Origin of the sequence: Pandoraea eparura, assembly GCF_902459725.1 — a bacterium.
In the GTDB taxonomy this organism is placed as follows: domain Bacteria; phylum Pseudomonadota; class Gammaproteobacteria; order Burkholderiales; family Burkholderiaceae; genus Pandoraea; species Pandoraea eparura.
This window is the reverse complement of sequence record NZ_CABPSH010000002.1, coordinates 90,996-113,701: the sequence shown is the minus strand read 5'-3', so window position 1 is coordinate 113,701 and position 22,706 is coordinate 90,996. Positions and strand designations below refer to the sequence as shown.

General features: G+C 64.6%; 24 protein-coding genes. 6 read left to right on the top strand and 18 right to left on the bottom strand.

The genetic code is table 11. The features are described 5' to 3' along the window. Positions 1-28: 28 nt before the first annotated feature. The 3 genes from yajC to queA all read right to left on the bottom strand — a co-directional run bounded on the left by yajC (position 29) and on the right by queA (position 2,880). Positions 29-295 (bottom strand): preprotein translocase subunit YajC, encoded by a 267-nt coding sequence (yajC, locus tag PEP31012_RS04585; protein WP_246171184.1) that lies wholly within the window; start codon positions 293-295, stop codon positions 29-31. Positions 296-519: 224 nt separating this feature from the next. Continuing rightward, positions 520-1,650 (bottom strand): tRNA guanosine(34) transglycosylase Tgt, encoded by a 1,131-nt coding sequence (tgt, locus tag PEP31012_RS04580; RefSeq protein WP_150588177.1) that lies wholly within the window; start codon positions 1,648-1,650, stop codon positions 520-522. A gap of 147 nt (positions 1,651-1,797) precedes the next feature. Beyond that, a complete protein-coding gene (queA, locus tag PEP31012_RS04575) occupies positions 1,798-2,880 on the bottom strand; it encodes a tRNA preQ1(34) S-adenosylmethionine ribosyltransferase-isomerase QueA (protein ID WP_150588176.1) in 1,083 nt (360 codons plus the stop codon). 102 nt (positions 2,881-2,982) lie between these two features. Between queA and recG the strand changes: the two genes are divergently transcribed. Together recG and PEP31012_RS04565 are read left to right on the top strand one after the other, a co-directional pair. Continuing rightward, on the top strand, positions 2,983-5,274 hold the full coding sequence (gene recG / locus PEP31012_RS04570) for an ATP-dependent DNA helicase RecG (protein ID WP_150588175.1): 2,292 nt from the start codon (positions 2,983-2,985) through the stop codon (positions 5,272-5,274). Between the two features lie 179 nt (positions 5,275-5,453). Beyond that, positions 5,454-6,398, top strand: coding sequence for a LysR substrate-binding domain-containing protein (locus PEP31012_RS04565; RefSeq protein WP_150588174.1), 945 nt, complete (start codon positions 5,454-5,456; stop codon positions 6,396-6,398). A 125-nt stretch (positions 6,399-6,523) separates the two neighbouring features. Here PEP31012_RS04565 and PEP31012_RS23575 read toward each other — a convergent pair whose 3' ends face one another. Continuing rightward, positions 6,524-6,709 (bottom strand): hypothetical protein, encoded by a 186-nt coding sequence (locus PEP31012_RS23575; RefSeq protein ID WP_174978118.1) that lies wholly within the window; start codon positions 6,707-6,709, stop codon positions 6,524-6,526. A gap of 128 nt (positions 6,710-6,837) precedes the next feature. Continuing rightward, positions 6,838-7,437, bottom strand: a complete 600-nt coding sequence (locus PEP31012_RS04555) for a thiamine phosphate synthase (protein WP_174978153.1) — start codon at positions 7,435-7,437, stop codon at positions 6,838-6,840. A gap of 352 nt (positions 7,438-7,789) precedes the next feature. Between PEP31012_RS04555 and PEP31012_RS04550 the strand changes: the two genes are divergently transcribed. From PEP31012_RS04550 to PEP31012_RS04540, 3 genes are all read left to right on the top strand, one after another. Further along, positions 7,790-8,278, top strand: a complete 489-nt coding sequence (locus tag PEP31012_RS04550) for a Dps family protein (protein ID WP_150588173.1) — start codon at positions 7,790-7,792, stop codon at positions 8,276-8,278. Between the two features lie 202 nt (positions 8,279-8,480). Beyond that, positions 8,481-9,269, top strand: a complete 789-nt coding sequence (locus PEP31012_RS04545) for a YdcF family protein (RefSeq protein ID WP_150588172.1) — start codon at positions 8,481-8,483, stop codon at positions 9,267-9,269. A gap of 119 nt (positions 9,270-9,388) precedes the next feature. Then, positions 9,389-9,796 (top strand): GlcG/HbpS family heme-binding protein, encoded by a 408-nt coding sequence (locus PEP31012_RS04540; RefSeq protein WP_150588171.1) that lies wholly within the window; start codon positions 9,389-9,391, stop codon positions 9,794-9,796. A gap of 200 nt (positions 9,797-9,996) precedes the next feature. On the opposite strand, the gene hemP is transcribed toward PEP31012_RS04540, so the two are convergent. The 13 genes from hemP to PEP31012_RS04475 all read right to left on the bottom strand — a co-directional run bounded on the left by hemP (position 9,997) and on the right by PEP31012_RS04475 (position 20,418). Then, positions 9,997-10,233 (bottom strand): hemin uptake protein HemP, encoded by a 237-nt coding sequence (hemP, locus tag PEP31012_RS04535; protein ID WP_425494922.1) that lies wholly within the window; start codon positions 10,231-10,233, stop codon positions 9,997-9,999. Between the two features lie 169 nt (positions 10,234-10,402). Beyond that, positions 10,403-10,873 carry an SRPBCC family protein gene (locus PEP31012_RS04530; protein ID WP_150588169.1) on the bottom strand — a complete coding sequence of 157 codons (471 nt, stop codon included), beginning with the start codon at positions 10,871-10,873 and terminating at the stop codon, positions 10,403-10,405. Between the two features lie 66 nt (positions 10,874-10,939). Further along, positions 10,940-11,350, bottom strand: a complete 411-nt coding sequence (locus PEP31012_RS04525; protein ID WP_150588168.1) for an OsmC family protein — start codon at positions 11,348-11,350, stop codon at positions 10,940-10,942. 170 nt (positions 11,351-11,520) lie between these two features. Next, positions 11,521-12,426 (bottom strand): pirin family protein, encoded by a 906-nt coding sequence (locus PEP31012_RS04520; protein WP_150588167.1) that lies wholly within the window; start codon positions 12,424-12,426, stop codon positions 11,521-11,523. Positions 12,427-12,663: 237 nt separating this feature from the next. Next, the gene (locus PEP31012_RS04515) at positions 12,664-13,089 is read right to left on the bottom strand and encodes an ExbD/TolR family protein (RefSeq protein WP_150588166.1); all 426 of its coding nucleotides are present in this window, start codon (positions 13,087-13,089) and stop codon (positions 12,664-12,666) included. A 27-nt stretch (positions 13,090-13,116) separates the two neighbouring features. Then, complete coding sequence (locus PEP31012_RS04510; protein WP_150588165.1) at positions 13,117-13,854, bottom strand: MotA/TolQ/ExbB proton channel family protein; 738 nt, start codon at positions 13,852-13,854, stop codon at positions 13,117-13,119. Between the two features lie 39 nt (positions 13,855-13,893). Further along, the gene (locus tag PEP31012_RS04505) at positions 13,894-14,592 is read right to left on the bottom strand and encodes an energy transducer TonB (protein WP_150588164.1); all 699 of its coding nucleotides are present in this window, start codon (positions 14,590-14,592) and stop codon (positions 13,894-13,896) included. A 429-nt stretch (positions 14,593-15,021) separates the two neighbouring features. Next, positions 15,022-15,279, bottom strand: a complete 258-nt coding sequence (locus PEP31012_RS04500; RefSeq protein ID WP_150588163.1) for a (2Fe-2S)-binding protein — start codon at positions 15,277-15,279, stop codon at positions 15,022-15,024. A gap of 113 nt (positions 15,280-15,392) precedes the next feature. Further along, a complete protein-coding gene (murI, locus tag PEP31012_RS04495; protein ID WP_150588162.1) occupies positions 15,393-16,292 on the bottom strand; it encodes a glutamate racemase in 900 nt (299 codons plus the stop codon). A 117-nt stretch (positions 16,293-16,409) separates the two neighbouring features. Then, positions 16,410-16,889 carry a bacterioferritin gene (gene bfr / locus PEP31012_RS04490; protein ID WP_150588161.1) on the bottom strand — a complete coding sequence of 160 codons (480 nt, stop codon included), beginning with the start codon at positions 16,887-16,889 and terminating at the stop codon, positions 16,410-16,412. 289 nt (positions 16,890-17,178) lie between these two features. Then, entirely contained in the window at positions 17,179-18,702 is a 1,524-nt protein-coding gene (locus PEP31012_RS04485) for a fumarate hydratase (protein WP_150588160.1), read from the bottom strand. Between the two features lie 15 nt (positions 18,703-18,717). Then, positions 18,718-19,290 carry a TIGR00645 family protein gene (locus tag PEP31012_RS04480; protein ID WP_150588159.1) on the bottom strand — a complete coding sequence of 191 codons (573 nt, stop codon included), beginning with the start codon at positions 19,288-19,290 and terminating at the stop codon, positions 18,718-18,720. 201 nt (positions 19,291-19,491) lie between these two features. Further along, positions 19,492-20,418 carry a DMT family transporter gene (locus PEP31012_RS04475; RefSeq protein ID WP_281355420.1) on the bottom strand — a complete coding sequence of 309 codons (927 nt, stop codon included), beginning with the start codon at positions 20,416-20,418 and terminating at the stop codon, positions 19,492-19,494. 305 nt (positions 20,419-20,723) lie between these two features. Here PEP31012_RS04475 and acs point away from each other — a divergent pair, with 305 nt between their 5' ends. After that, positions 20,724-22,706 carry an acetate--CoA ligase gene (acs, locus tag PEP31012_RS04470; protein WP_150588158.1) on the top strand — a complete coding sequence of 661 codons (1,983 nt, stop codon included), beginning with the start codon at positions 20,724-20,726 and terminating at the stop codon, positions 22,704-22,706.

The window sequence follows — 22,706 nt, the reverse complement described above, 5'->3', positions numbered from 1 at the left end:
GGGCGGCCGCGTACGGTGGCGCGAAGGCTCAGAGCGCCTTGATGGTGCCCTTCGGCAGCAGGGTGGTGACGGCGCCCTTCTGCACGTTGATTTCGACGTTCTCGGCGATCTCCACGGTCAGGAAGGTCTCGCCGACCTTCGTGATACGACCGGCCAGACCGCCCGAGGTCACGACTTCGTCGCCCTTGGCGAGCGCCGCCAGCATGTTGCGCGTTTCTTTCTGACGCTTCATTTGCGGACGGATCATGATGAAGTACAGCACCACGAACATCAGCACGAGCGGCAGGAAGCTCATCAGGTTGCTGGTCGGGCTCGCGGCGCCTGCCGTCTGAGCGAAGGCATTGGAAATCAGCACTTTCGGTTCTCCTTATGTAAGACGTGTAAAAGCCGCGTGTGGCCGGGACTCCGGACACGCGCGGCGTGTGTTTCGGTGCGTGGATGCAGGATCCAAGCCCGACATTTTACCACTGCCCAACCCCGGCCCCCGGGGTTTCGGCGCCCGCTTGCGCGTGCCGGCCGTCAATGCACGCCGCGCGCGCGATCGGCCCGGAACTGGGCGACAAACGCGTCGAAACGGTGGGCTTCGATGGCATCCCGGATTTCCTGCATCAGCGTGAGATAGTAATGCAGGTTGTGGATGGTGTTGAGCCGCGCGCCCAGAATCTCCCCGGCGCGCTGCAAATGGTGCAGGTAGGCGCGCGAGAAGTTTCGACAGGCGTAACAGCCGCAAGTTTCGTCCAGCGGACGTGTATCGGTCTTGTGCGAAGCGTTGCGGATCTTCAGATCGCCGAATCGGGTGAAGATCCAGCCATTTCGGGCGTTACGCGTGGGCATCACGCAGTCGAACATGTCGACGCCCGCGGCCACGCCCGCGACCAGGTCCTCGGGCGTGCCGACCCCCATCAGGTAATGCGGCTTGTTCGCCGGCAGCCGCGGCGCCACGTGCTCTAGCACGCGCATCATGTCTTCCTTCGGCTCGCCGACCGACAATCCGCCGATCGCATAGCCGTGGAAGTCCAGTTCCGACAACCCGGCGAGCGATTCGTCGCGCAAATGTTCGTACATGCCGCCCTGCACGATCCCGAACAGCGCATTCGGATTCTCGAGACGGTTGAATTCGTCGATGGAGCGCTTGGCCCAGCGCATCGACATGCGCATCGACTGACCGGCCTCGACTTCCGTGGCCGGGCGACCATCGATCTCGTACGGTGTGCATTCGTCAAACTGCATGACGATGTCCGAATTGAGCACATGCTGGATCTGCATCGAGATTTCGGGCGAGAGGAAGAGACGGTCGCCATTCACGGGCGACGCGAACTTCACCCCCTCTTCGCTGATCTTGCGCAGCTCACCGAGGCTGAACACCTGAAAGCCGCCGGAATCGGTGAGAATCGGACGATCCCAGCCCATGAAGCGGTGCAGGCCGCCGTGGGCGGCAATCGTCTCCAGCCCCGGGCGCAGCCAGAGGTGGAAGGTGTTGCCGAGGATGATCTGGGCGTTGTTCTCGACGAGTTCGGCCGGCGACATCGCCTTGACCGAGCCGTAGGTGCCGACCGGCATGAAGATGGGCGTCTCGACCACGCCGTGGTTGAGCGTGACGCGCCCCCGGCGGGCTTGCCCGTCGGTGGTGATGAGTTCGAACTTGAGCATGTGTCGTGCGCCCCGGCACCACCGGCAACACAAGCCGGCGCCCGCACGGGACGTCAAAAAAGCGGCCAGCGCCCCATGCGCGGCCAAGGCAGTATTGTACCGGGTCGCACGGCCGTGCGGCGTCGGGCGGAATCGCTCAGATGGCGCTCAGGCGGCGGCTTTCGGTGCGTCGTGAGGTGCCACGCGCGAGAGGATCATCGCGTCGCCATAGCTGAAGAAGCGGTAGCGCTGCTCGATGGCGTGCCGGTAGGCCGCGCGGATCGTCTCCATTCCCGAGAACGCCGACACCAGCATGAGCAGCGTCGATTTGGGCAGGTGGAAGTTGGTGATGAGCCGGTCGACCAATTGGAAACGGTAGCCGGGCGTGATGAAGATGTCCGTCTCGGCACTCCCGGCGCGCAGCGTGCCCGGCGTGCCGCCCGCGGCCAGCGTGGCTTGTGCGGCCGACTCCAGGGCGCGCATCGACGTCGTGCCGACCGCCACCACGCGGCCGCCGCGCGCGCGCGTGGCGGCAATGGCATCGACCAGCGACGGGGTGATCTCGTACCACTCCGAGTGCATCTTGTGCTCGCCGATGTTCTCCACACGCACCGGCTGGAACGTGCCCGCGCCAACGTGCAGTGTGAGCGTGGCACGATGCACGCCCAGCGCGTCGAGGCGGGCGAAGAGGGCGTCGTCGAAATGCAGCCCGGCGGTCGGCGCGGCCACCGCGCCCGGGTTGCGGGCATAGACGGTCTGGTAGCGCGTTTCGTCGGCGGCGTCGGCGTCGTGGGCGATGTACGGTGGCAGCGGCAGGCGGCCGTAGGTCTCCAGCAGCGTATAGCAGTCGTCCGGGAAATGCAGCGTGTAGAACGGTTCGACGCGCTCGCCGACGGTCACATCGAACGCGTCGGCCAGGTGCAGGACGGTGCCCGGCGCCGGGCTCTTGCTCGCGCGGATCTGCGCGAGCACGGTGCGGTTGTCGATCACGCGCTCGACGAGCACTTCGATCCTGCCACCGCTCGCCTTCTGGCCGAACAGGCGTGCCTTGATGACACGGGTGTCGTTGAATACGAGCAGGTCGCCGGGCGCGAGCAGGCCAGGCAGATCGGCGAAGCGCCGGTCGTACAGATGCGGCGGCGTGACACTGCCGTCGACCTCCAGCAGGCGGCTGGCGGTGCGCTCGGTGAGGGCCGTCTGCGCGATCAGTTCGGGTGGCAGGTCGAAATCGAAATCGGAAAGGGTATACATCAGCGTTTACAATGCGTAGCAACCGACATTTTACTTGGTTCGTCCGAAGGCCTGCCGGCACGGTGTGCGCCTCGCGGCCGAACGTCCCCGACTCGCGACTGCATGACCGAACGCAGAATGCCCGCCACCGCGCCTGACGACGCCCCTGCTGACCTCGTGGATCTTGCCGATGCCGATGACGCACAGGTCGGCGTCGCGCCACGTCCCGCGGCGAAGCGCGCGCGGCGCCCGGCCACGTCGGCTGCGTCAGATACCGCACCCACGGGGGCCGACGAGACGGCGTCCGTCAAGTCCGGCAAATCCTCGAACACCGCGAAGACCGCTGTACGCAAGACGACCGGCTCGGGCACTGCCGACAAGCTCGTCAAGCTAGGTCTGAAGCGCGACATCGACCTGATTCTGCATCTGCCGATGCGCTACGAGGACGAAACCACGCTGCGCAAGATCGGCGAGGTGCTGCCGAGCGAACTGGCGCAGGTGGAAGGTGTCGTCACGTCGAGCGAAGTGGCCTACCGGCCGCGCCGTCAATGGGTCGTACGTATTGCGGACGAAGGCCACGAGCTCGTGCTGCGTTTTCTGAATTTCTACGGCAGCCAGCAGAAGCAGCTCGCCGTCGGCACGCGTGTGCGCGTGCGAGGCGAAGTGCGTGGCGGCTTCTTCGGATTGGAGATGGTGCACCCCGCCTATCGCGTGGTGCAGGACGCCGCGGCGCCGCTGCCGGAATCCCTGACGCCGGTGTATCCGAGTGCGGCGGGCCTGTCGCAAGCGTATCTGCGCAAGGCGATCCACAACGCGATGGCGCGCACGCCGCTACCGGAGTTGTTGCCGCCAGGGCTGCTCCAGCGTGTTCTGGGGCCCGACCATCCGCTCCCGGCGCTGGCCGACGCCGTGCATCTGCTGCACGCGCCTCCGCCCAATGTGTCCGAGACAGCGCTTGTCGAGCGCTCGCATCCGGCATGGCTGCGCATCAAGTGCGAGGAATTGCTCGCGCAGCAACTCTCGCTCAAACGCGCGCAGGCGGCGCGTCGGCGGCTCGCGGCCCCTGCCCTCGGCGCGCGGGTGCGGGGCGGTTTGCTTGAACGCTTCGAGGCGGCACTGCCATTCCGTCTGACCGGCGCCCAGCAACGTGTGTGGGCCGAGATCCGCGCCGATCTTGCCGAACCCCATCCAATGCAGCGCCTCTTGCAGGGCGACGTGGGCAGCGGCAAGACGATCATTGCGGCGCTGGCCGCCGCCCAGGCCATCGACGCGGGGTATCAGGCGGCGATCATGGCGCCGACCGAGATCCTCGCGGAGCAGCATCTGCGCAAACTCTCTGGCTGGCTCGCGCCATTGGGCGTCGAGGTGGCGTGGCTGGCGGGCAGCATGAAGGCAAAGGAAAAGCGCGAGGCCCTTGCGCGCGTGGCGAGCGGTGACGCACAGCTCGTCATCGGCACGCACGCCATCATTCAGGACACCGTCACGTTTGCCCGGCTGGGCATGGCGGTCGTCGACGAGCAGCACCGGTTCGGCGTGGCGCAGCGTCTGGCGCTGCGCAGCAAGATGCAAACCGCCGGTATGGGCGCCAACGCCATGCCGCATCAATTGATGATGAGCGCGACGCCCATCCCGCGCACGCTCGCGATGACGTACTACGCCGATCTGGATGTTTCCGTGATCGACGAGTTGCCGCCCGGCCGCAGCCCCGTCGTCACCAAGCTGATCAGCGATACGCGGCGTCCGGAAGTGATCGAGCGTGTTCGGGCGGCGGCGCTGGCCGGTCGTCAGGTGTACTGGGTTTGCCCGCTGATCGAGGAGAGCGAGGCCCTGCAATTGCAGACGGCCGTCGACACGCACGCGCAACTGGTCGCGGCGCTGCCCGACCTGCGCGTGGGCCTGGTGCACGGGCGGCTCTCGCCGGCGGAGAAGGCCGCCGTGATGGACGACTTCACGCGCGGCGACACCCATCTGCTGGTGGCGACCACGGTCATCGAAGTGGGCGTGGACGTGCCCAACGCCTCGCTGATGGTGATCGAACACGCGGAGCGTTTCGGGCTTGCGCAGCTTCACCAGTTGCGTGGACGCGTCGGACGTGGTTCTGCGGAATCGGTGTGCCTGCTGATGTACGCGTCGCCGTTATCGATGGGCGCGAAGGCACGTTTGCAGACCATGCGCGAGACCACAGACGGCTTCGTCATCGCGCGACGCGATCTGGAAATCCGCGGCCCGGGCGAATTTCTCGGCGCGCGGCAGTCGGGCGCGGCGATGTTGCGCTTTGTCGACCTGAACGAGGATGGCTGGCTGATCCCGGGCGCGCAGGAAGCCGCCGACGAGCTGCTCGCGTCGCATCCTGGTGCTGTGGCGGCGCACCTGGAGCGTTGGCTGGGCGCACGAGAAGACTTTCTGAAGGCATGATTCCCGGTGTTGGCGCGACCGTCAGGGGGCAGGGCACCAGCGGTGACTTCAACACACGCATCAACGCACGCATCAACGCGGACGTCGACCGAAAACGGGCAATTGCCGCTCGATTGTGCTATAAAAAACAAAATCTATCGATTGCGGTAACTCGATTAATTTACACAGGTTAAGACGACATGACCCTCACGGAACTCAAGTACATCGTGGCGGTGGCGCGCGAACGCCATTTCGGTCGCGCCGCGGAAGCCTGTTTCGTCAGCCAGCCGACGCTCTCGGTGGCCATCAAGAAGCTCGAAGACGAGCTGAACGTACAGATTTTCGAGCGTGGCGCCGCCGAAGTGAGCGTGACGCCGCTCGGCGAGCAGATCGTTGCGCAGGCGCAGCGCGTGCTCGAGCAGACCATCGCCATCAAGGAAATCGCCAAGCAGGGACGCGATCCGCTTGCCGGGCCGCTGCGTCTGGGCGTGATTTACACGATCGGGCCGTATTTGTTGCCGTCCCTCGTCAAGCAGATGATCGAGACGACGCCGCAGATGCCGCTCATGCTGCAGGAGAACTACACGCTCAAGCTCATCGAACTGCTCAAGCAGGGCGAAATCGATGCGGCGGTCATGGCGCTGCCGTTCCCGGAGAGCGGCCTGATGGTGCGCCCGCTTTACGACGAACCGTTCGTCGTGGCGCTCCCGCGGTCGCACCCCTGGGCCGAGCGTGCGCACATCGACGCGGGCGATCTCAAGCAGGAGACGATGCTGCTGCTGGGCAGCGGGCATTGTTTCCGCGATCACGTGTTGGGCGTGTGTCCTGAACTGATGCGCTTCTCGCAAAATGCCGACGGGATCCAGAAGACGTTCGAAGGCTCCTCGCTGGAGACGATTCGCCACATGGTCGCGAGCGGCGTCGGCATCACTGTGCTGCCGAAGACGTCTGTGCCCGAAACGCAGGTGCCTGACAGTCTGCTGCGTTATGTGCCGTTCTCGGCGCCGGTGCCCGACCGTCGTGTCGTGCTGGCGTGGCGCAAGAGCTTCACGCGGCTGCCGGCCATCGAAGCCGTGGCGCAAGCCATCGCCAGATGCCATCTGCCGGGCGTGATTCCGCTCGATCTGCCGGCAACATCGAATTGACACGAGGGGTAGCCACGCCGGTTACCGCCTAACTTCGCCTAATCCGTGTCGCCCACGTAATGGTCATACGCCGTAGCATCGCGCTGCGGCGTATTGCTGTTGGCTATGAAATGCATAAAAACGATTCATTCGACCGTTTTGATAAAGAGAATTAATCTACTGTGGCAGCGGCTTTGCGGGGAGTCAGGCTTCCAGTTGATGCCAATGCCAATGCCAATGCCAATGCCAATACCTGTGCCTGTGCCGATGCGGATGTTGGTGCCGGTGCCGGTGTCTGTGGCGGTGCCGATGCCGGTGCCTGTGACGTGCATTAGGCAGTGGCGTCGACGACAGGCGAGGCGTTGGGGGGGGCTGAGCCGCAGCCGCGCGAGGACGACTACGATTCGAGGCTGCGTGCACTATTCAACGGGTTCGGGTACGGCCAGTTCAACCGGTTCGACTACGGCCAGAGGGCCCGTATTGCGGCAATGCCGTAAGCGCCGGCGTTGCGCGCGCTGGTGAGGGCGTCGGCTCGCATACCGCCGAGGGCAAACACCGGCAAAGACGTCTGCGCGGCGAGCGCGGTGAACGCGGGCCAGCCAAGCGGCTTGGCATCGGGATGGGTCGCGGTGACGAGCACGGGCGAGAGGGTAATGAAGTCGAGGCCCAGACGCGTGGCGCGTTCGACCTGTGCGGCGTCGTGACAGGCGGCGCTCACGAGCTTCCAGCCCGCTGGGCGACTCTGGCACGTCATGAGCCGAGCGCTCGTCAGATGCCAGCCGTCGGCCTGCGGAACGGTGCTGGCATGCACCCCGTTCGGCGCGTCGAGCCAGAGATCCGCAACGCTTGGCGGCGGGTTAAGGATAAGTTTCGCGCCGGCCGCGTGCGTCAACGCCAGGGCGCTCTCGGCCAAGGCCCGGTAGCCGTCGGCATCGAGCGAACGATTGCGAAGCTGTACGAGCCGGATACCTCGGGCGAGCGCTTGCGCTAGCTGCGACGCGAACCCCGCGATCTGCGTGCGCGACGCGACGTCGGGCGTCACCAGGAGTTGGCGCGGCAGAGGGGGCAGCGGCGTCTGCGCCGGAGGCGTGGCGGGGCTCGAGGCGTCTTGCGTGGCGCGGTGCTCGGGCATCGACAGATGGTAGTCGGGATCTGCGGGGTCGGCGGACATGCGCGCAGTGTACCCGGAATGGCGGCGCGCCCGTCTCGAGGAAAGTACGGAGATCGCTCGCGCGGAACATCGGCGCGAGGGAGGTATCCCACCCAGGTGTGACGGGTATCGTCACACGATCCCGATAGACTCGATCGATGCCAGCGAAAGCCGGGCTTTATTGGCCGGCGCCGGCATTTTCATTGCAGTGAAGTGTGCCCCCGCCATACGAAGGGGGCGCCATAACCAACGGAGTCAGACCATGGCAAAGAAGAATAATGTGGCTAGCGTGAACATCGGCATCAGCGAAAAGGATCGCAAGCGTATCGTCGACGGATTGAGCCATCTGCTGGCCGACACTTACACCCTTTACCTGAAGACGCACAACTTCCATTGGAACGTGACCGGCCCGATGTTCAACACGCTGCATCTGATGTTCGAAGGTCAGTACAACGAACTCGCGCTGGCCGTCGACCAGATTGCCGAGCGTATTCGTGCGCTGGGCTACCCGGCCCCCGGGACCTACAAGGAGTTCGCGAAGCTGTCGTCGATTCCCGAAGCCGAGGGTGTACCGGCAGCCGAAGAGATGATTCGTCAATTGGTCGAAGGGCAGGAAGCGGTGACGCGCACCGCGCGCGGTATTTTCCCGACGGTGGACGCTGCATCTGACGAGCCGACCGCCGACCTGCTCACGCAACGTATGCAGCTGCACGAAAAGAACGCGTGGATGCTGCGTAGCTTGCTGGCCTGAGCCGCAGCCGCTCCAGACGCTTCAGCGGTTTCAGACGCCCGTGCGTTCGCGCGGGCGTTTTTGTTTTTGCGTCGCGTCGCGTCCGCCGCCGTCCATGCGGGCGATCCGGCGTGCCTCGCGCAGTCAGGCTTTCACCGCTATCGAGCGTGAAATGTCATAGACAGGAGGTGCGCTCCGCAGTGCAGTCCAGTACACTGGCCGGATGCCTTTCGATTGGCTCGTCCGCACGCTCCTCGTCAGCCTGTTTCTGCCACCAGTCAACGTCCTGGTGCTCGCGGGTTTCGCCCTCGCCATCGCGCGGCGGTGCCCGCGTGTCGGCAAAACGTTGGCGGTCGTCGCGATACTGGCGCTATGGGTTCAGGCGATGCCTTGGTTCGCCCGGCAACTGGCCCGTCCGCTGGAAGCCGGAACCCCGGTCGACCTCAAGTCGCTCGACACCGCGCGCGGGTTGCCCGCCGCGGCGGCGACGCTGCCGCAGGCGGTGGTGATCCTCGGCGGCGGCGCGACCCGTCACGCACCCGAATTCGGTCGTGAAGGCGGTGCCGATGTGAAGGACCCCACTTTGGCCCGCGTGCGTTACGGCGCGCTGCTCGCGCGTCGCACGCAATTGCCGGTGCTCGTCTCGGGCGGCAGCCCGACCGGTGAAGTCGTCGAGGCGCGCATGATGGCGCAAGTCGCAACCGATGAATTCGGTGTCCCGGTGCGCTGGATCGAAGGGCAATCGTTGAATACGGCGCAAAACGCCACCTTCAGCGCGCGTATGCTGGCGAACGCCGGCGTGTCGCGCGTGTACCTGGTCACGAGTGCCTGGCATATGCGCCGCGCCCGCGATCAGTTCGAACGTGCCGGTCTTACGGTGGTACCCGCACCGTGCTGCAATGCAAACGCGTTCGAGCCGGACGTCATTCCTGGCTGGTGGCCCACTGTTGGCGGCTTGCGCACCACACATCAGGCGCTGCGCGAATGGATGGCCCTGGCCGTGGGACATTGATGCGTTCCGCCACGTCGAGACGCCACGCCGCACCGGAGTCTCGGGCAGGACGATGAACGAAGCGGAGCCGCGCATCGGCGCGAGCTCCTTGAATTGCCAACCTCAAACGAGAGAGACGTATGAAGACGAAAGCTGTCCTGACCGTTGAAGACGTACAGAAGATCAACGCCGCCGCCGTGGCCGAAGCCACTGCGAATGGCTGGAACGTGTGCATTACGATCGTGGACGACGGCGGTCACGCCCTGTCGCTGCATCGCATGGATGGTGCGGCGCCCAGCACCGCCATGATGTCGCTGGGCAAGGCCCAGACCTCGGCGGTCGGCCGTCGCGAGAGCGGTGCGTTCGAAGAAATGATCAATGGCGGTCGCTTTGCGTTCCTGAGCGCGCCGAATACTGCGATGCTCGAAGGCGGCGTGCCCATCGTCGTGGACGGCAACGTGATTGGTGCCGTCGGCGTGTCGGGCGTGAAGTCGGCGCAGGATGCCCAGATTGCGCGTGCCGGGATCGCGACCGTGAAGGGCGCGTAAGCGGGCGGACAAAAAAAGTGGCTTGGCTGGCGCGCAACGCGGGTAGAGAGGGGCTTGCCGTAACTACATGGGATTGCGTTGCGTTCGCTGGCTACTGCCAAACACCTCTTAGGCGAGGTGGTCCCCACAAAACTCGGTAAAGGAGGCGGCACGGTCGTGGTCGTGCCGCCGCCAGAATTCATGACGGAACCGACGTCGTCTTACTTCGTCAGGATCAACTTGCCGTATCGCGTGGCGCGCAACTGATACGTCTGTCCGTTGTGCAGGATGTTCACGCACTGCGCGCCTTGCAGCAGGTGATCGCTGGTGAGCGCGCGCCCCGTGGTTTGGCTGGCCGGCTTCGCCGGGCTGGCCGCTTGCGCACGTGACGCCGACAAGGTGCGACGCAATGCCGTGGCAGGCGGGGTCTGACGGGCTGGGGTGTGGCTTGCGGTCATCTCGCTCATCCGTGTGGCTGACTGTGAGATGAATATTAAATGAGAATCATTTCTATTTGCATTTGAATATTGCTATCGGGATACTTTTTGGAATAGTGCCAGGCTAATCGAGAGGTTGCCGGACAGTGGCATGCCACGTCCGGCAGGCAATGCGTGGATCGACGGCCGCTCAGCCGAGCGCACCTTGCTCGGCGAGCACTCGGATTTGCGCGACGGTGTCGATGTCGGCCTCGCGGTAAGCGGACTTCACGAACTCGCTGTAGCGTGTGTCGGCCGTGGCCGCGTCTTCCTTCAGCGTGGTGCTGTAGGTGAAGCGCACGAAGTAGTGCGTCGGCGTTGGCTCTTCGATCCGCATCGTGAGGGTGCCGCCAGCGTGCTGATCGGTGGCCGCCGTCTCGTAGCGAACCGACTGTCCCGCGTCGAAGACGACCCGGTCGTGCACGACGGCCTCACCGAAACGCAACTCGCGCGTGAGCGAGTCGTCGGTGCGTTCGTGCACGATGCACTGGTCGAGTCCGAGCACGAAAGTTTCCGGCTGCTCGGCGCGCAGCACGAGGCCGCGCCACAGTTGGTCGCGCGTGAGCGCGAAGGCCAGCGGATTCAGGAGGTCGTTGACCTCGATCAGGTGTTCGTACTGCAAGAATGTCTCTCCTTCCGTCGGTGCGGGGCCGCATGCGGTCACCGCATGCCAGCGTCGCGCTGCATATTACTCGACCAATGTACTGTCGATGGCAATGGTGCCCGATAACACCTTGTGAATTGGGCACGCATTGGCAATTTCCAAGAGGCGCTGACGCTGCTCGTCGGACAAATCGCCCGCCAATTCGATCTTGCGTGTGATCTGCGTGGTCCCGGCAGGCGGTTTGCCGTCCGGATTCATCGCTAGCGTCACCTTCACCTCCTTGAGTGGCCATTCCTTGCGCCGTGCATACATCTGCAACGTGATCGAGGTGCAGGCGCCGAGACTGGAGAGCAGCAACGCTGCGGGGGCGGGGCCGAGGTCGCCGCCTCCGAGCGTCGCGGGCTCGTCGGCCAGCCATTCATGCTTGCCGTCCGAGAGTGGGGTGGTAAAACCCGCGGCGCCCAAATGGGCGGTGACAATCGCTTCTGCAGCCATGGCAACTCCTGTAGGGGCGCCATGACGTTCATGGAGAACGTCATGGAACGTGTCGAGAGATGAATGAACGGCCCGGCGATGTCGTCGGGCCACAACGCACTCTGCGTGTCATTGTGACCCAATTTCACCGGGCGGGTGCGAACGGCAGGGATCTCCCCGATGGTGCCGCGTCAGTCGGTGGTGCCGGACGCCGGAATCCGTCCCATGCGACCCGCCTGGAAGTCGAGAATCGCCTGACGAATCTCGCTTTCGGTGTTCATCACGAACGGACCGTAGCGGGCCACCGGCTCACCCAGCGGCTTGCCGCCGATCAGCAGGAACGACAACGGCTTGTCGCTATCGTTGCGCACCGTAACGCGCTCGCCGGCCTCGCCAGCCTCGCCAAACACGACCATCTGATGCGTCTTGGCCGGGGTGGCGTCGGCACCGAATTGCCCCTCGCCGTCGATCACGTAGGCGAACACGTTGAAGTCCGCGGGCACCGAGTGATCGAGCGCTCCCTGCGGTTGCAGCGTGAAGTGCTGGTACAGGATCGGCGTGCGGGTTTCGATGGCAGCGCGCGTGCCGAGCGCCTCGCCCGCGATCACGCGCACCGACACCTTGCCGTCTTCGCTGGTCGCGCTCGGGATACCGGCTGCCGGCAGTTCCTGGTAGCGCGGCGTCATCATCTTGTCCGTGCGCGGCAGGTTCACCCAGAGCTGGAAGCCGTGCATCACGCCGCCGCGCTGCTGGAAGGCCTGCGAGGGCATCTCGGAGTGGATGACGCCGGCGCCCGCCGTCATCCATTGCACATCGCCCGGCGTGAGCTTGCCCGCGTGGCCCTGCGAGTCACGATGTTCCATCTCGCCGGCCAGCAGGTACGTCACGGTCTCGAAGCCGCGGTGTGGGTGATCGGGCGCGCCTTTGGCGTCACCGGGGGCGACTTGCATCGGACCCATCTCATCGAGCAGGAGGAACGGATCGAAGTCCATCATCATGCGCGTCGGGAACGGGCGGTTGACGTGAAAACCGGCGCCTTCCTGTGTTTGCGCTGCCGTGAAGACGCGGGCGACCGGGCGGGCGTACGGGGTGCTCATGGGGAGATCTCCTGTGGGGACGCATGCCACGGTGGCGTTGTGCGTCCAAAGTCGTGCCCCAACTATATCGGTGCGCATGGCCCCGAGAGTAGCCCGTAACGCAGGAAGGATTGTTACCCGATTGGAACAATATCGGCGAAAAGCGGCCGAGCCGATCGGTTTGCGAATCCGACGGACAAAAAAAGCGCGGTGACGAGCACCGCGCTTGCGCTTCTGCGATTCCTGAAGGCGCCGACCTTACTTGGTGTCGGGCGCGGTCACGAAGCCGAGCTTGGTGATGCCCGCCGTCTGGGCGTCCGCCAGCACGCGCGCGACGCTCTCGTAGCGCACGTTCTTGTCGGCGAACAGGTGCAGTTCCGGCTGCGGCTGAGCTTCGGCTGCCTGCGCGAGACGCGCCTTGAGCGCGGTCTCGTCGACCACCTGTTTGTCCCAGAAGACGGTGCCGTCGGCCTGGATCGACAGATCGATCTTGGCTGGCTTGGTGTCTTCCGGCTGGCTGCTCGCCTGCGGCAGGTCGAGCTTGACCGATTGATTGAGCACCGGCAGCGTCACGATGAAGATGATCAGCAGCACCAGCATGACGTCGACGAGGGGCGTCATGTTGATCTCGCTCATCATGGCGTCGTCGGCACTGTCGTCGCTGCTGTATGAACCCATGGCCATGGCGAACTCCTTGTCGTGCTCGGCGGCTTAGCTGGCGCTGGCCGGCGTGGACTTGCGCACCGGCGAGACGTTGTTCGCGAACTGCGTCGAGTGCAGGCTGGCGCCGGTCAGGAAGTAGGCGTGCAGGCTGTGGGCAAAGCGGTTGAGCTTCGACACGATGCCCTTGTTGGCGCGCGTCAGGGCGTTGAAGCCGAGCACGGCCGGAATGGCGACGAACAGACCGAACGCGGTCATGATGAGCGCCTCGCCCACGGGGCCGGCCACTTTGTCGATCGTCGTCTGGCCCGACGCGCCGATGGCCAGCAGGGCGTGATAGATACCCCACACCGTGCCGAACAGACCGACGAACGGCGCGGTCGAGCCGATCGACGCCAACATGGCCAGGCCGCTTTGCAGGCGAGACACCGTGTCGTCCACCGAGTTCTTCAGAGCGCGCGTGATCCAGTCGCTCACATCCATCTTGTCGTGCAGATGCGGCTGGCTCTGGCGGTGATGCTCGGCGGCGTCCTGGCCGGCGAGGGCCAGCGCCAGGAACGGGTTGTTCTGCCCGGATTCGCCCAGCTTCTGCAGGCCGGCGGAGAAGTTTTCCGAGTGCCAGAAATCAGGCTCGGCGGTGCGCGTCAGGCGGCTCAGGCGAAAGACTTGCGTGCCCTTGATGAGGATGACCGTCCACGACAGCACCGACATCACCAACAACACGATCGCGATGGCTCGGGTAACGAAATCGCCCTGCGCCCAGACGTGGCTCAAACCATACTCTTGCATTTTGCTTTCCTCGGGAGATCCCGTTCGTGAAGGGTTGTGTTAGTTGTCTAAGTTGAATCGGAACGGCTTCGTCGCCGTGGTTTCCACCGCGCGACCGTCTTTCATCGGGGCGGCGCAGCGCATCTTGTAGGCCGATTCGAGGGCGGCCCTATCCAGTCTCGGGTACCCGCTCGACTTGACGATGTCGGCCCCCGACACCCGGCCTTGCGGGTTGATGACCATGCGCACCGTGGCGACGCCTTCCTCGCCAAGCCGACGCGACTGCGTCGGATAGATCAGCGGCGGGTCGGGGCATTCGAGTTTCAGCCCTTCGACGCGCCCCGGCGGCGCGGCGGCCGGGGCGGGCGGTGCAGGGGGCGCGACCGGGGCCGTGTCTTTCACGGGCTCGGCGGTGGGTTGCGGCGGCGCCACCGGTTCGGTCTTCTGCGTGATCGCCTTGGGCGACGGTACGCGTGGCTTTGGCGGCGGCGGTGCGACCTTCGGCTTCGGCGGCTCGGGCGCCGGCTTGGGTGGGGAGGCGTGCGGCGGCGCCGGCGTCGGCTGCGGTGGAACGATGGTGGCGGTGAAGACCGTCGGCACTATCGTGGCCGGCTCCGGGGCATTGCGCAGGTGCGACAGCCCCACCAGCGCGGCAAGGTGAACGACGACGATCGCTGCCGCAATCGCAACGGCTCGCGGCGACATCAGCGGATCGCGGCTCGGCATGAGCGTGAGGCCAGAAGGGGGCACGGTCGACATGGTAACGGCTAGGGTACGCTAAATAGCGGCGATGAACGGTGAGCGCCGCGCGGTGCGCGAAGACTCGGGGCTCGGGACGGGCCGGACGTAAGATCAAAGGAAAACCGCGCCTAGCGGCGCGGTCGGCGAACACCGGGAGGCAGGCGCTGTGCGCAAACTCACCTTCGAAACAGGAAAAACGACAAGCATAACGTCGAAACAAAGCCAATCAGGAGTTCCATCCGACACCTCCAGAGGGTAACAAGTCACTGGCTGGCGCTGGGCGACCCACGTGGATTGTCGCATGGGCATCCTCTGGCTGGCTTCGAGGCCGATGCGGCACTTGGCCGCACAGGGGAATCGAAAAACGCGAAGCAGAACGCTCGGCAACATCGATGCCGAGACGGTCGGGGTAATCAGGGGGCGGTGGGCGCGACGGCGCGAACCGCCTCAGGCGGCCAGCGCCAGGGCCGGCGCGACAACGACTTCCGAGGGGGCCGTCCCTTGCGCCGACTGGCAGCAACCGCCGCACAAGCGGCCGCAGCACGGCGAGGCACCCGACACCATTTCCTGGACATAAGGACCGCACTTGCCGCAGCACAGCGCAACACCGAGGTCGATCTGAAGATCTTCCATCGAGGTGGCACCGGCGTCGATACAAGCCTTGATCTGGCGCTCGGAGACGGATTTGCAGACGCAGACGATCATGATGAAAACGTCAAAATGTAACACTAATGAGAATAATTATTATTCAATTGATGACGTTTTGCAAGTGTCGCCGGCCTATTCCATGGCGTGAGCAGGGGTTTGGAGTTGCGGCGTCAGCTGGAGATGGTGGGAAGGTCTGGCGGCGGATGGCCGCTGGCCGGGCCGCTCGACGCGATTGTTGCGTCGCTTTCGCGGATCTCGTTGCTCTCGTCGATTTCGGCCATCTGAACGCGCGGGGCGTTGGGCAGGAGCCGGTCGGCCATCGTCTGCAGCGCGCTCGCATTGGCGGTGGTGAACAGTTGGAGGTCGCCACGCGCGTCGGGCAAGCGGGCGGCGCTCAGGTCATCGGCGTCGAGACGCCGTTGAAGCTGACGAGCGATGGCCGCACCGGTGTCGATGAGGGCGAGCGAGGTGCCGAAGCGCCGCTGAATGGCTGGTATCAGGAAGGGGTAGTGGGTGCAGCCGAGCACGAGCGTATCGGCGCCTTGCGCGACCATCGGATCGACGAACCGTTCGAGCAGCGCCATGACCTCGGGGGAGTCGACGTCACCGGCTTCGATACGCTCGACGAGTCCGTGGCCTGGCTGGCAAAGGAAGCGTTGCCCCTGCGCCGTGTGACGCGCCAGGAGATCGGCGAAGCGCGCGCTGCGCAGCGTCGCCGCCGTGGCGAGCACCCCGATCACGCCATGTGTCGACACCGCCGCCGCGGGCTTGATGCCGGGCTCGACGCCGACGACCGGCCACGGCGCATCCGCGCGCAGCGCGGCCACGCCGTGTGCCGTCGCGGTGTTGCAGGCGACGACGAGCGCCTTGGCGCCGCGCTCGCGCAGCCACCGACCGATCGCCACACTGCGCGCTTCGATGAAGGCATCGGGACGCTCACCATACGGCGCGAAGCGGGAGTCGGCCACGTAGAGCAGGGACTCTTGCGGGAGCAGGGCGCGTACGGCCTGAAGCACCGACAGGCCGCCGAGACCGGAATCGAAAACGCCAATCGGCGCGTTGGAGGGCATGGGAAACGAAAAAGGGCCGGCAAATGGCCGGCCCCGGAATTCTAGCGCAAAGGCCGCGAACCGATATCGGTGCGGCGATGCGCGGTGAGTCCGCGTGTTGCGGCGGGCGTATCGACCTTACTCGTCGAACGACGCCATGCCTGACTGCTGGTAGTTCTGCAGGCCGACCTTGCCGATCAGATCGATCTGCGTTTCCAGCCAGTCGATATGTTCTTCCGTGTCGTGCAGGATCTCGTTGAAAATTTCGCGCGAGACGAAGTCCTTCACGCTTTCGCAATGGGCGATCCCTTCCTTGCAAGTCTTTTGCGAGAGGTATTCGAGCTTCAGATCGCACTTCAGGATTTCTTCGGTGTTCTCACCGATGAGCAGCTTGTGCAGATCTTGCAGGTTGGGCAGGCCGTCGAGCATGAAGATGCGTTCGATCAGCTTGTCGGCGTGCTTCATCTCGCCGATGGACTCGTCGTACTCGTGCTTGCCGAGCTTTGCGAGGCCCCAGTGGTTGTACATCCGGGCGTGCAGAAAGTACTGGTTGATCGCCGTCAGCTCGTTCGTGAGCTGCGCGTTGAGAAGTTCGAGAACTTTCTTGTCGCCTTTCATTTGGAATCCCTGCCTTGTTCGGTTTGCGAGCGGTTGAAGCGTAGCCTGAAAAGACCGGGAAGCCAAGCCTTGCCGGGCTTTTCGTGAACCAAGGTGCAAATGGAAATGCGATCCATTCGCGTTCCCTCTTGTGAGATCGGTCTGGTGCAGATCGGCGACGAGCGCACAAAAAAAGCCCGGCGAAGGCCGGGCTCGGTCCAGCAGGCGCTGACCCGGCCGTCTGCGGCCGGGGGGCAACCGGGTATCGCGTCGTGGCGCGCGACATCGCGCTACGTCGCTTTACGGCACATTACTCCGCAGCGACCGGGATCTTGCCGATCTTGGCTTGCCATTCCTTCGGACCGGTCTGGTGCACGGAAACGCCGGTCGAATCGACGGCGACCGTCACGGGCATGTCCTCGACGTCGAACTCGTAGATGGCTTCCATGCCGAGGTCTTCGAACGCAAGCACGCGCGCCGCACGAATGGCCTTGGACACGAGATAAGCGGCACCGCCAACGGCCATCAGGTACGCAGCCTTGTGCTTCTTGATCGCCTCGATGGCGGCGGGGCCACGCTCCGACTTGCCGATCATGACGGCGAGGCCCGTCTTCGACAGCATCATGTCGGTGAACTTGTCCATGCGGGTGGACGTGGTCGGGCCTGCCGGGCCGACGACTTCGTCACGCACCGGATCGACCGGGCCGACGTAGTAGATCGCACGGCCGTTGAAGTCGACCGGCAGCGGCTCGCCGCGACCGATCATGTCGGCAATGCGCTTGTGCGCCGCGTCGCGACCGGTGAGCATCTTGCCCGAGAGCAGCAAGGTCTGGCCCGGCGTCCAGCTGGCGACTTCTTCCGGCGTGAGCGTGTCCAGATCGACGCGCTTGCTCGTCTCGGTATTCGGTGCCCAGTGCACGTTTGGCCATGCGTCGAGCGACGGTGCGGCGAGGAACGACGGGCCCGAGCCATCCAGCGTGAAGTGTGCGTGACGCGTGGCGGCGCAGTTCGGGATCATGGCGACCGGCTTGGACGCCGCGTGCGTCGGGTAGTCGAGGATCTTCACGTCGAGCACGGTGGCCAGGCCGCCCAGGCCTTGCGCGCCGATACCAAGAGCGTTGACCTTCTCGAACAGCTCGATACGCAGCTCTTCGTTCCAGTTCTGCGGGCCACGCTGGATTACGTCATGAATATCGATCGGATCCATGAGCGATTCCTTGGCAAGCACCATGGCTTTTTCAGCCGTGCCGCCGATACCGATGCCGAGCATGCCCGGCGGGCACCAGCCGGCGCCCATCGTCGGCACGGTCTTCACGACCCAGTCGACGATCGAATCGGACGGGTTGAGCATCACGAACTTCGACTTGTTCTCCGAGCCACCGCCCTTGGCTGCGACCGTGATGTCGACCTTGTCGCCCTCCACGATTTCGTAGTGGATGACGGCGGGCGTGTTGTCCTTCGTGTTCTTGCGGCCGGCTTCGGGCGGAGCCACGATCGACGCGCGCAGCACGTTGTCCGGGTGCATATACGCCTGACGCACGCCTTCGTTGATCATGTCGGTGAGGCTGCGCTTGGCGTCCCAGCGTACGTTCATGCCGACCTTCACGAACACGGTCACGATGCCGGTGTCCTGGCACAGCGGACGGCGGCCTTCGGCGCACATGCGGCTGTTGGTCAGGATCTGCGCGATCGCGTCGCGCGCGGCGGGGCTTTGCTCGGCCTCGTACGCCCGGCCGAGCGCCTGGATGTAATCGTCCGGATGGTAGTAGCTGATGTACTGCAGGGCACCGGCGACGCTCTGAATGACGTCGTCTTCTTTAATGACGGTAGACATGAAACGGCTCTCGACTTAGTGGGGACGGGTGGGGGTAATGAGTTGCTGGGTTGCGTACGCCGGGGCGTGGCTCTCGTTCGTCATCTTGTTGACGACGGCCATGACCACGGCGGAAAGCAGGAAGACACAGTGAATGATCACTTGCCACATGATGGTGTGCGGTGTTTGCTGGGCGGCATCGATAAACGTCTTGAGCAGATGGATCGACGAGATGCTGATGAGCGCCATCGACAGCTTCACCTTGAGCACGCCGGCGTTGACGTGATCGAGCCACTCCGGCTCGTCCGGATGGCCCTCGACGCCGAGGCGCGAGACGAACGTCTCATAGCCGCCGATGATGACCATGATGAGCAGGTTCGAGATCATCACCACGTCGATCAGGCCGAGCACGACGAGCATGATCTGTGTTTCGTCGAACGTCGTGGCGTGTGAGATCAGGTGCCAGAGTTCGGCCAGGAACTTGTAGACATAGACGCCTTGCGCGGCGATCAGCCCTAGATACAGCGGCAGCTGGAGCCAGCGACTGAAGAAGATGATGCGGGGCAGGGGGCGCATCGGCGCGTCGGACGGGCGGCCGGGAGTCGACATGGCGGTTTTGACGAAGTGGTGACATGGGCCCGCGCTTGCCGCGGCAGCCCGTAGTTATCTATCGGTTACGCAAATCAAACAGGAAGTCATCGGGCCCTACCGCCGGCTTTCCGGCGAGCGCTTGCCCGTCACGGATATCGCGTCGCGATATGCCGCTTGGCGGGCATTTTACAACGTCTTGCTGCGGGCGCCGTGTTCGATTCAGTCGCGGGCGGGCAATAGCGTCTTGCGCGAACCGGCGCGCGGCAATGCCGCGAGGACAATGCCGGCCACCGTCAGGGCCAGTGCAGCGCCCTGGGCGGGGGCCAGTCGTTCGCCCAGAAAGATCACACCGTAGGCGGTGGCCGCCACGGGTACCATCGCCGTGAAAACCCCCGCGAGCTGAGCGCTGACGTGCCGAATGCCGCGCATCCACAGGAAAAACGAGAAGACACTGGCGGCGAGGCCGTACCAGACGATGAGTGCCCAATGCCCGGGTGTCAGCGCCGCGTAATCCACTGCCATCAGGCCCACCACGCCGAAGGGCAGCATCATGGCGCCGCCGATCAGGTGGGTGTACGCGCAGATATCGATGGCGGCGAGTTCGGCCGCAAGCCGTTTCGAGACGATCACGTAGATGGCTTCGCAGACCACGGCGCCGAGGACTAGCGCGTTTCCCAACCAGGCATTGCCGGTCGCGGCCGAGGCGCCAGTGCCGTGCGTGTCGGCGCGCGACAGGTTGAGCAGGGCCACGCCGGCAATCGCCAGCCCGATGCTCACAAGCGTGCGTCGCGACGGGTGTTCGCGCAGGACCGCCCACGACAGCAGAGCGACGCAGGCCGGCAGCGTCGCGGTGATGACCCCGGCGGCGGTGGCCGTCGTCATTCGCACGCCCGAGAGCATGAGCAAGGTGAAGAGGAACGTGCCGAAAAACGTCTGAACAAAGAGATTGCGCCATTGAGGGCCGGTGACGCGTCGCATGGCGGACGGCCGGTAGCGGGGCGCGAGGGCGACGATGGCGATCACGAAGCGCCACAGCGCGAAGGCGGCCACCGGCATGACGGCGACCATGGTTTTGCCGATGCCGACGTTGGTACCCACGAAGGTCATTGCCAGGGCCAGCGCGAAACTCGGAAAGCGCGCAAACAGGCGGTCGGTGGCCGATGCCGTCGGGGGGCGCGCGGTGGGCGGTTGAGACGGAGATGTCGAATTCACGGGCGCTCCGTGCGAGTTCGGGGTGGCGAGTCAGAGGGGATGCGGGTAGGATTGTAGCGAATTCGCCACAGTCGGATGCCATGCGGCGGCACGGTTGCGCGAGCCCCGCGCGCGAGGGGCGTACGTCGCGTCGTGTGCCAGTGTAAGGCGTTAGTAAGTCGCTCGTCTTAATGTGGCGTTAGCGGTTTATTTTGGCTTGATTGCAATGGTATTTGCATATCTATAAGAGGGGACAACTCATGGCAGCAATCGAATCGGTATTGCAGGAGCAGCGCGTCTTCGCGCCGCCGCAGGCGCTGGTCGCCAAAGCGAAGATCTCCGGTATGCCCGCCTATGAGGCGCTGTGCGCCGAGGCCGACAAGGATTACGAGGGATTCTGGGCGCGTCAGGCGCGTGAGAATCTCGCCTGGCACAAGCCGTTCACGAAAGTCCTCGACGAGACCAACGCCCCGTTCTACACGTGGTTCGAAGACGGCCTGATCAACGCGTCGTATAACTGCCTGGATCGCCAGATCGAAGCCGGCCTTGGCGAAAAGAACGCGATGCTGTTCGAGGCCGACGACGGCACGGTGACCCCCGTCACCTACCGTGAGCTGCTCGCGCGCGTGAACCGTTTTGCGAACGCGCTCAAGGCCAAGGGCGTGAAGAAGGGCGACCGCGTGGTCATTTATATGCCGATGTCGATCGAAGGTGTGGTCGCCATGCAGGCGTGCGCGCGTATTGGTGCGACGCATTCGGTCGTGTTCGGCGGCTTCTCCGCCAAGTCGCTCAACGAGCGCGTGATCGATGCCGGGGCGGTGGTCATCGTCACCGCCGACGAGCAGATGCGGGGCGGCAAGGCACTGCCGTTGAAGGCCATCGTTGACGAGGCGCTCGCGATGGGCGGGTGCGAACATGTGAAGTCCGTGATCGTCTACCGTCGCACGGGCGGGAATGTCGCGATGCAGGCCGGCCGAGACGAGGTGCTGCAGGACCTCGTTGCCGGTCAATCGGATCAATGCGAACCGGAGTGGGTTGGCGCGGAGCACCCGCTTTTCATCCTGTATACGTCGGGCTCGACGGGCAAGCCGAAAGGCGTGCAGCACAGCACGGGCGGCTACCTGCTGTGGGCGTCGCTCACCATGCAGTGGACCTTCGACATCAAACCCGACGACGTCTTCTGGTGCACGGCCGACATCGGCTGGATCACAGGCCACACTTACATCGCCTACGGCCCGTTGGCCGTGGGGGCGACGCAGATTGTGTTCGAAGGCGTGCCGACGTACCCGAACGCGGGTCGGTTCTGGGAGATGATCGGGCGTCACAAGGTGTCGGTGTTCTACACCGCGCCGACGGCGATTCGTTCGCTGATCAAGGCGGCCGAGCAGACGCCGGCGGTGCACCCCAGGCAGTACGACCTGTCGTCGCTGCGCATTCTCGGGTCGGTTGGCGAACCGATCAATCCGGAAGCGTGGATGTGGTACTACGAAAACGTTGGCGGCGGGCGTTGCCCGATCGTCGACACGTGGTGGCAGACGGAGACAGGCGGTCATGTCATTACGCCGCTGCCGGGCGCCACGCCGCTGGTACCGGGGTCGTGCACGTTGGGCCTGCCGGGCGTTGCGGTGGCCATCGTCGACGAAACCGGGCAGGACGTGCCCAACGGCCAGGGCGGCATGTTGGTGATCAAGCGTGCGTGGCCGTCGATGATTCGCACGATCTGGGGCGATCCGGAGCGTTACAAGTCGAGCTACTTCCCGTCGGAACTGGGTGGCAAGATTTATCTGGCGGGGGATGGGTCGATTCGCGACGCCAAGACCGGCTACTTCACCATCATGGGTCGCATCGACGACGTGCTGAACGTCTCGGGTCACCGCATGGGCACGATGGAAATCGAGTCGGCGCTCGTCGCCAATCCGCTGGTGGCCGAAGCGGCGGTCGTGGGTCGCCCTGACGACACGACGGGCGAGGCCATCGTTGCGTTCGTGGTGCTCAAGCGTTCGCGCCCGACCGGCGACGAAGCCAAGCAACTGGCAATCGAACTGCGTAACTGGGTGGGCAAGGAGATCGGGCCGATTGCCAAGCCGAAGGACATCCGCTTCGGGGACAACCTGCCGAAGACCCGCTCGGGCAAGATCATGCGTCGTTTGCTCCGCGTGATTGCCAAGGGCGAGGAGATTACGCAGGACACGTCCACGCTTGAGAATCCGGCCATCCTGGAGCAGCTCAAGCAGGCGCAGTAA

Excerpts from the sequence above, each read along its gene's own strand:
- yajC (WP_246171184.1), bottom strand. The coding sequence starts at position 295 with ATGAGCTTCCTGCCGCTCGTGCTGATGTTCGTGGTGCTGTACTTCATC.
- tgt (WP_150588177.1), bottom strand. The coding sequence starts at position 1,650 with ATGCTCAAGTTCGAACTCATCACCACCGACGGGCAAGCCCGCCGGGGG.
- queA (WP_150588176.1), bottom strand. The coding sequence starts at position 2,880 with ATGTATACCCTTTCCGATTTCGATTTCGACCTGCCACCCGAACTGATC.
- recG (WP_150588175.1), top strand. The coding sequence starts at position 2,983 with ATGACCGAACGCAGAATGCCCGCCACCGCGCCTGACGACGCCCCTGCT.
- PEP31012_RS04565 (WP_150588174.1), top strand. The coding sequence starts at position 5,454 with ATGACCCTCACGGAACTCAAGTACATCGTGGCGGTGGCGCGCGAACGC.
- PEP31012_RS23575 (WP_174978118.1), bottom strand. The coding sequence starts at position 6,709 with ATGCACGTCACAGGCACCGGCATCGGCACCGCCACAGACACCGGCACC.
- PEP31012_RS04550 (WP_150588173.1), top strand. The coding sequence starts at position 7,790 with ATGGCAAAGAAGAATAATGTGGCTAGCGTGAACATCGGCATCAGCGAA.
- PEP31012_RS04545 (WP_150588172.1), top strand. The coding sequence starts at position 8,481 with ATGCCTTTCGATTGGCTCGTCCGCACGCTCCTCGTCAGCCTGTTTCTG.
- PEP31012_RS04540 (WP_150588171.1), top strand. The coding sequence starts at position 9,389 with ATGAAGACGAAAGCTGTCCTGACCGTTGAAGACGTACAGAAGATCAAC.
- hemP (WP_425494922.1), bottom strand. The coding sequence starts at position 10,233 with ATGACCGCAAGCCACACCCCAGCCCGTCAGACCCCGCCTGCCACGGCA.
- PEP31012_RS04525 (WP_150588168.1), bottom strand. The coding sequence starts at position 11,350 with ATGGCTGCAGAAGCGATTGTCACCGCCCATTTGGGCGCCGCGGGTTTT.
- PEP31012_RS04520 (WP_150588167.1), bottom strand. The coding sequence starts at position 12,426 with ATGAGCACCCCGTACGCCCGCCCGGTCGCCCGCGTCTTCACGGCAGCG.
- PEP31012_RS04515 (WP_150588166.1), bottom strand. The coding sequence starts at position 13,089 with ATGGCCATGGGTTCATACAGCAGCGACGACAGTGCCGACGACGCCATG.
- PEP31012_RS04510 (WP_150588165.1), bottom strand. The coding sequence starts at position 13,854 with ATGCAAGAGTATGGTTTGAGCCACGTCTGGGCGCAGGGCGATTTCGTT.
- PEP31012_RS04505 (WP_150588164.1), bottom strand. The coding sequence starts at position 14,592 with ATGTCGACCGTGCCCCCTTCTGGCCTCACGCTCATGCCGAGCCGCGAT.
- PEP31012_RS04500 (WP_150588163.1), bottom strand. The coding sequence starts at position 15,279 with ATGATCGTCTGCGTCTGCAAATCCGTCTCCGAGCGCCAGATCAAGGCT.
- murI (WP_150588162.1), bottom strand. The coding sequence starts at position 16,292 with ATGCCCTCCAACGCGCCGATTGGCGTTTTCGATTCCGGTCTCGGCGGC.
- bfr (WP_150588161.1), bottom strand. The coding sequence starts at position 16,889 with ATGAAAGGCGACAAGAAAGTTCTCGAACTTCTCAACGCGCAGCTCACG.
- PEP31012_RS04485 (WP_150588160.1), bottom strand. The coding sequence starts at position 18,702 with ATGTCTACCGTCATTAAAGAAGACGACGTCATTCAGAGCGTCGCCGGT.
- PEP31012_RS04480 (WP_150588159.1), bottom strand. The coding sequence starts at position 19,290 with ATGTCGACTCCCGGCCGCCCGTCCGACGCGCCGATGCGCCCCCTGCCC.
- acs (WP_150588158.1), top strand. The coding sequence starts at position 20,724 with ATGGCAGCAATCGAATCGGTATTGCAGGAGCAGCGCGTCTTCGCGCCG.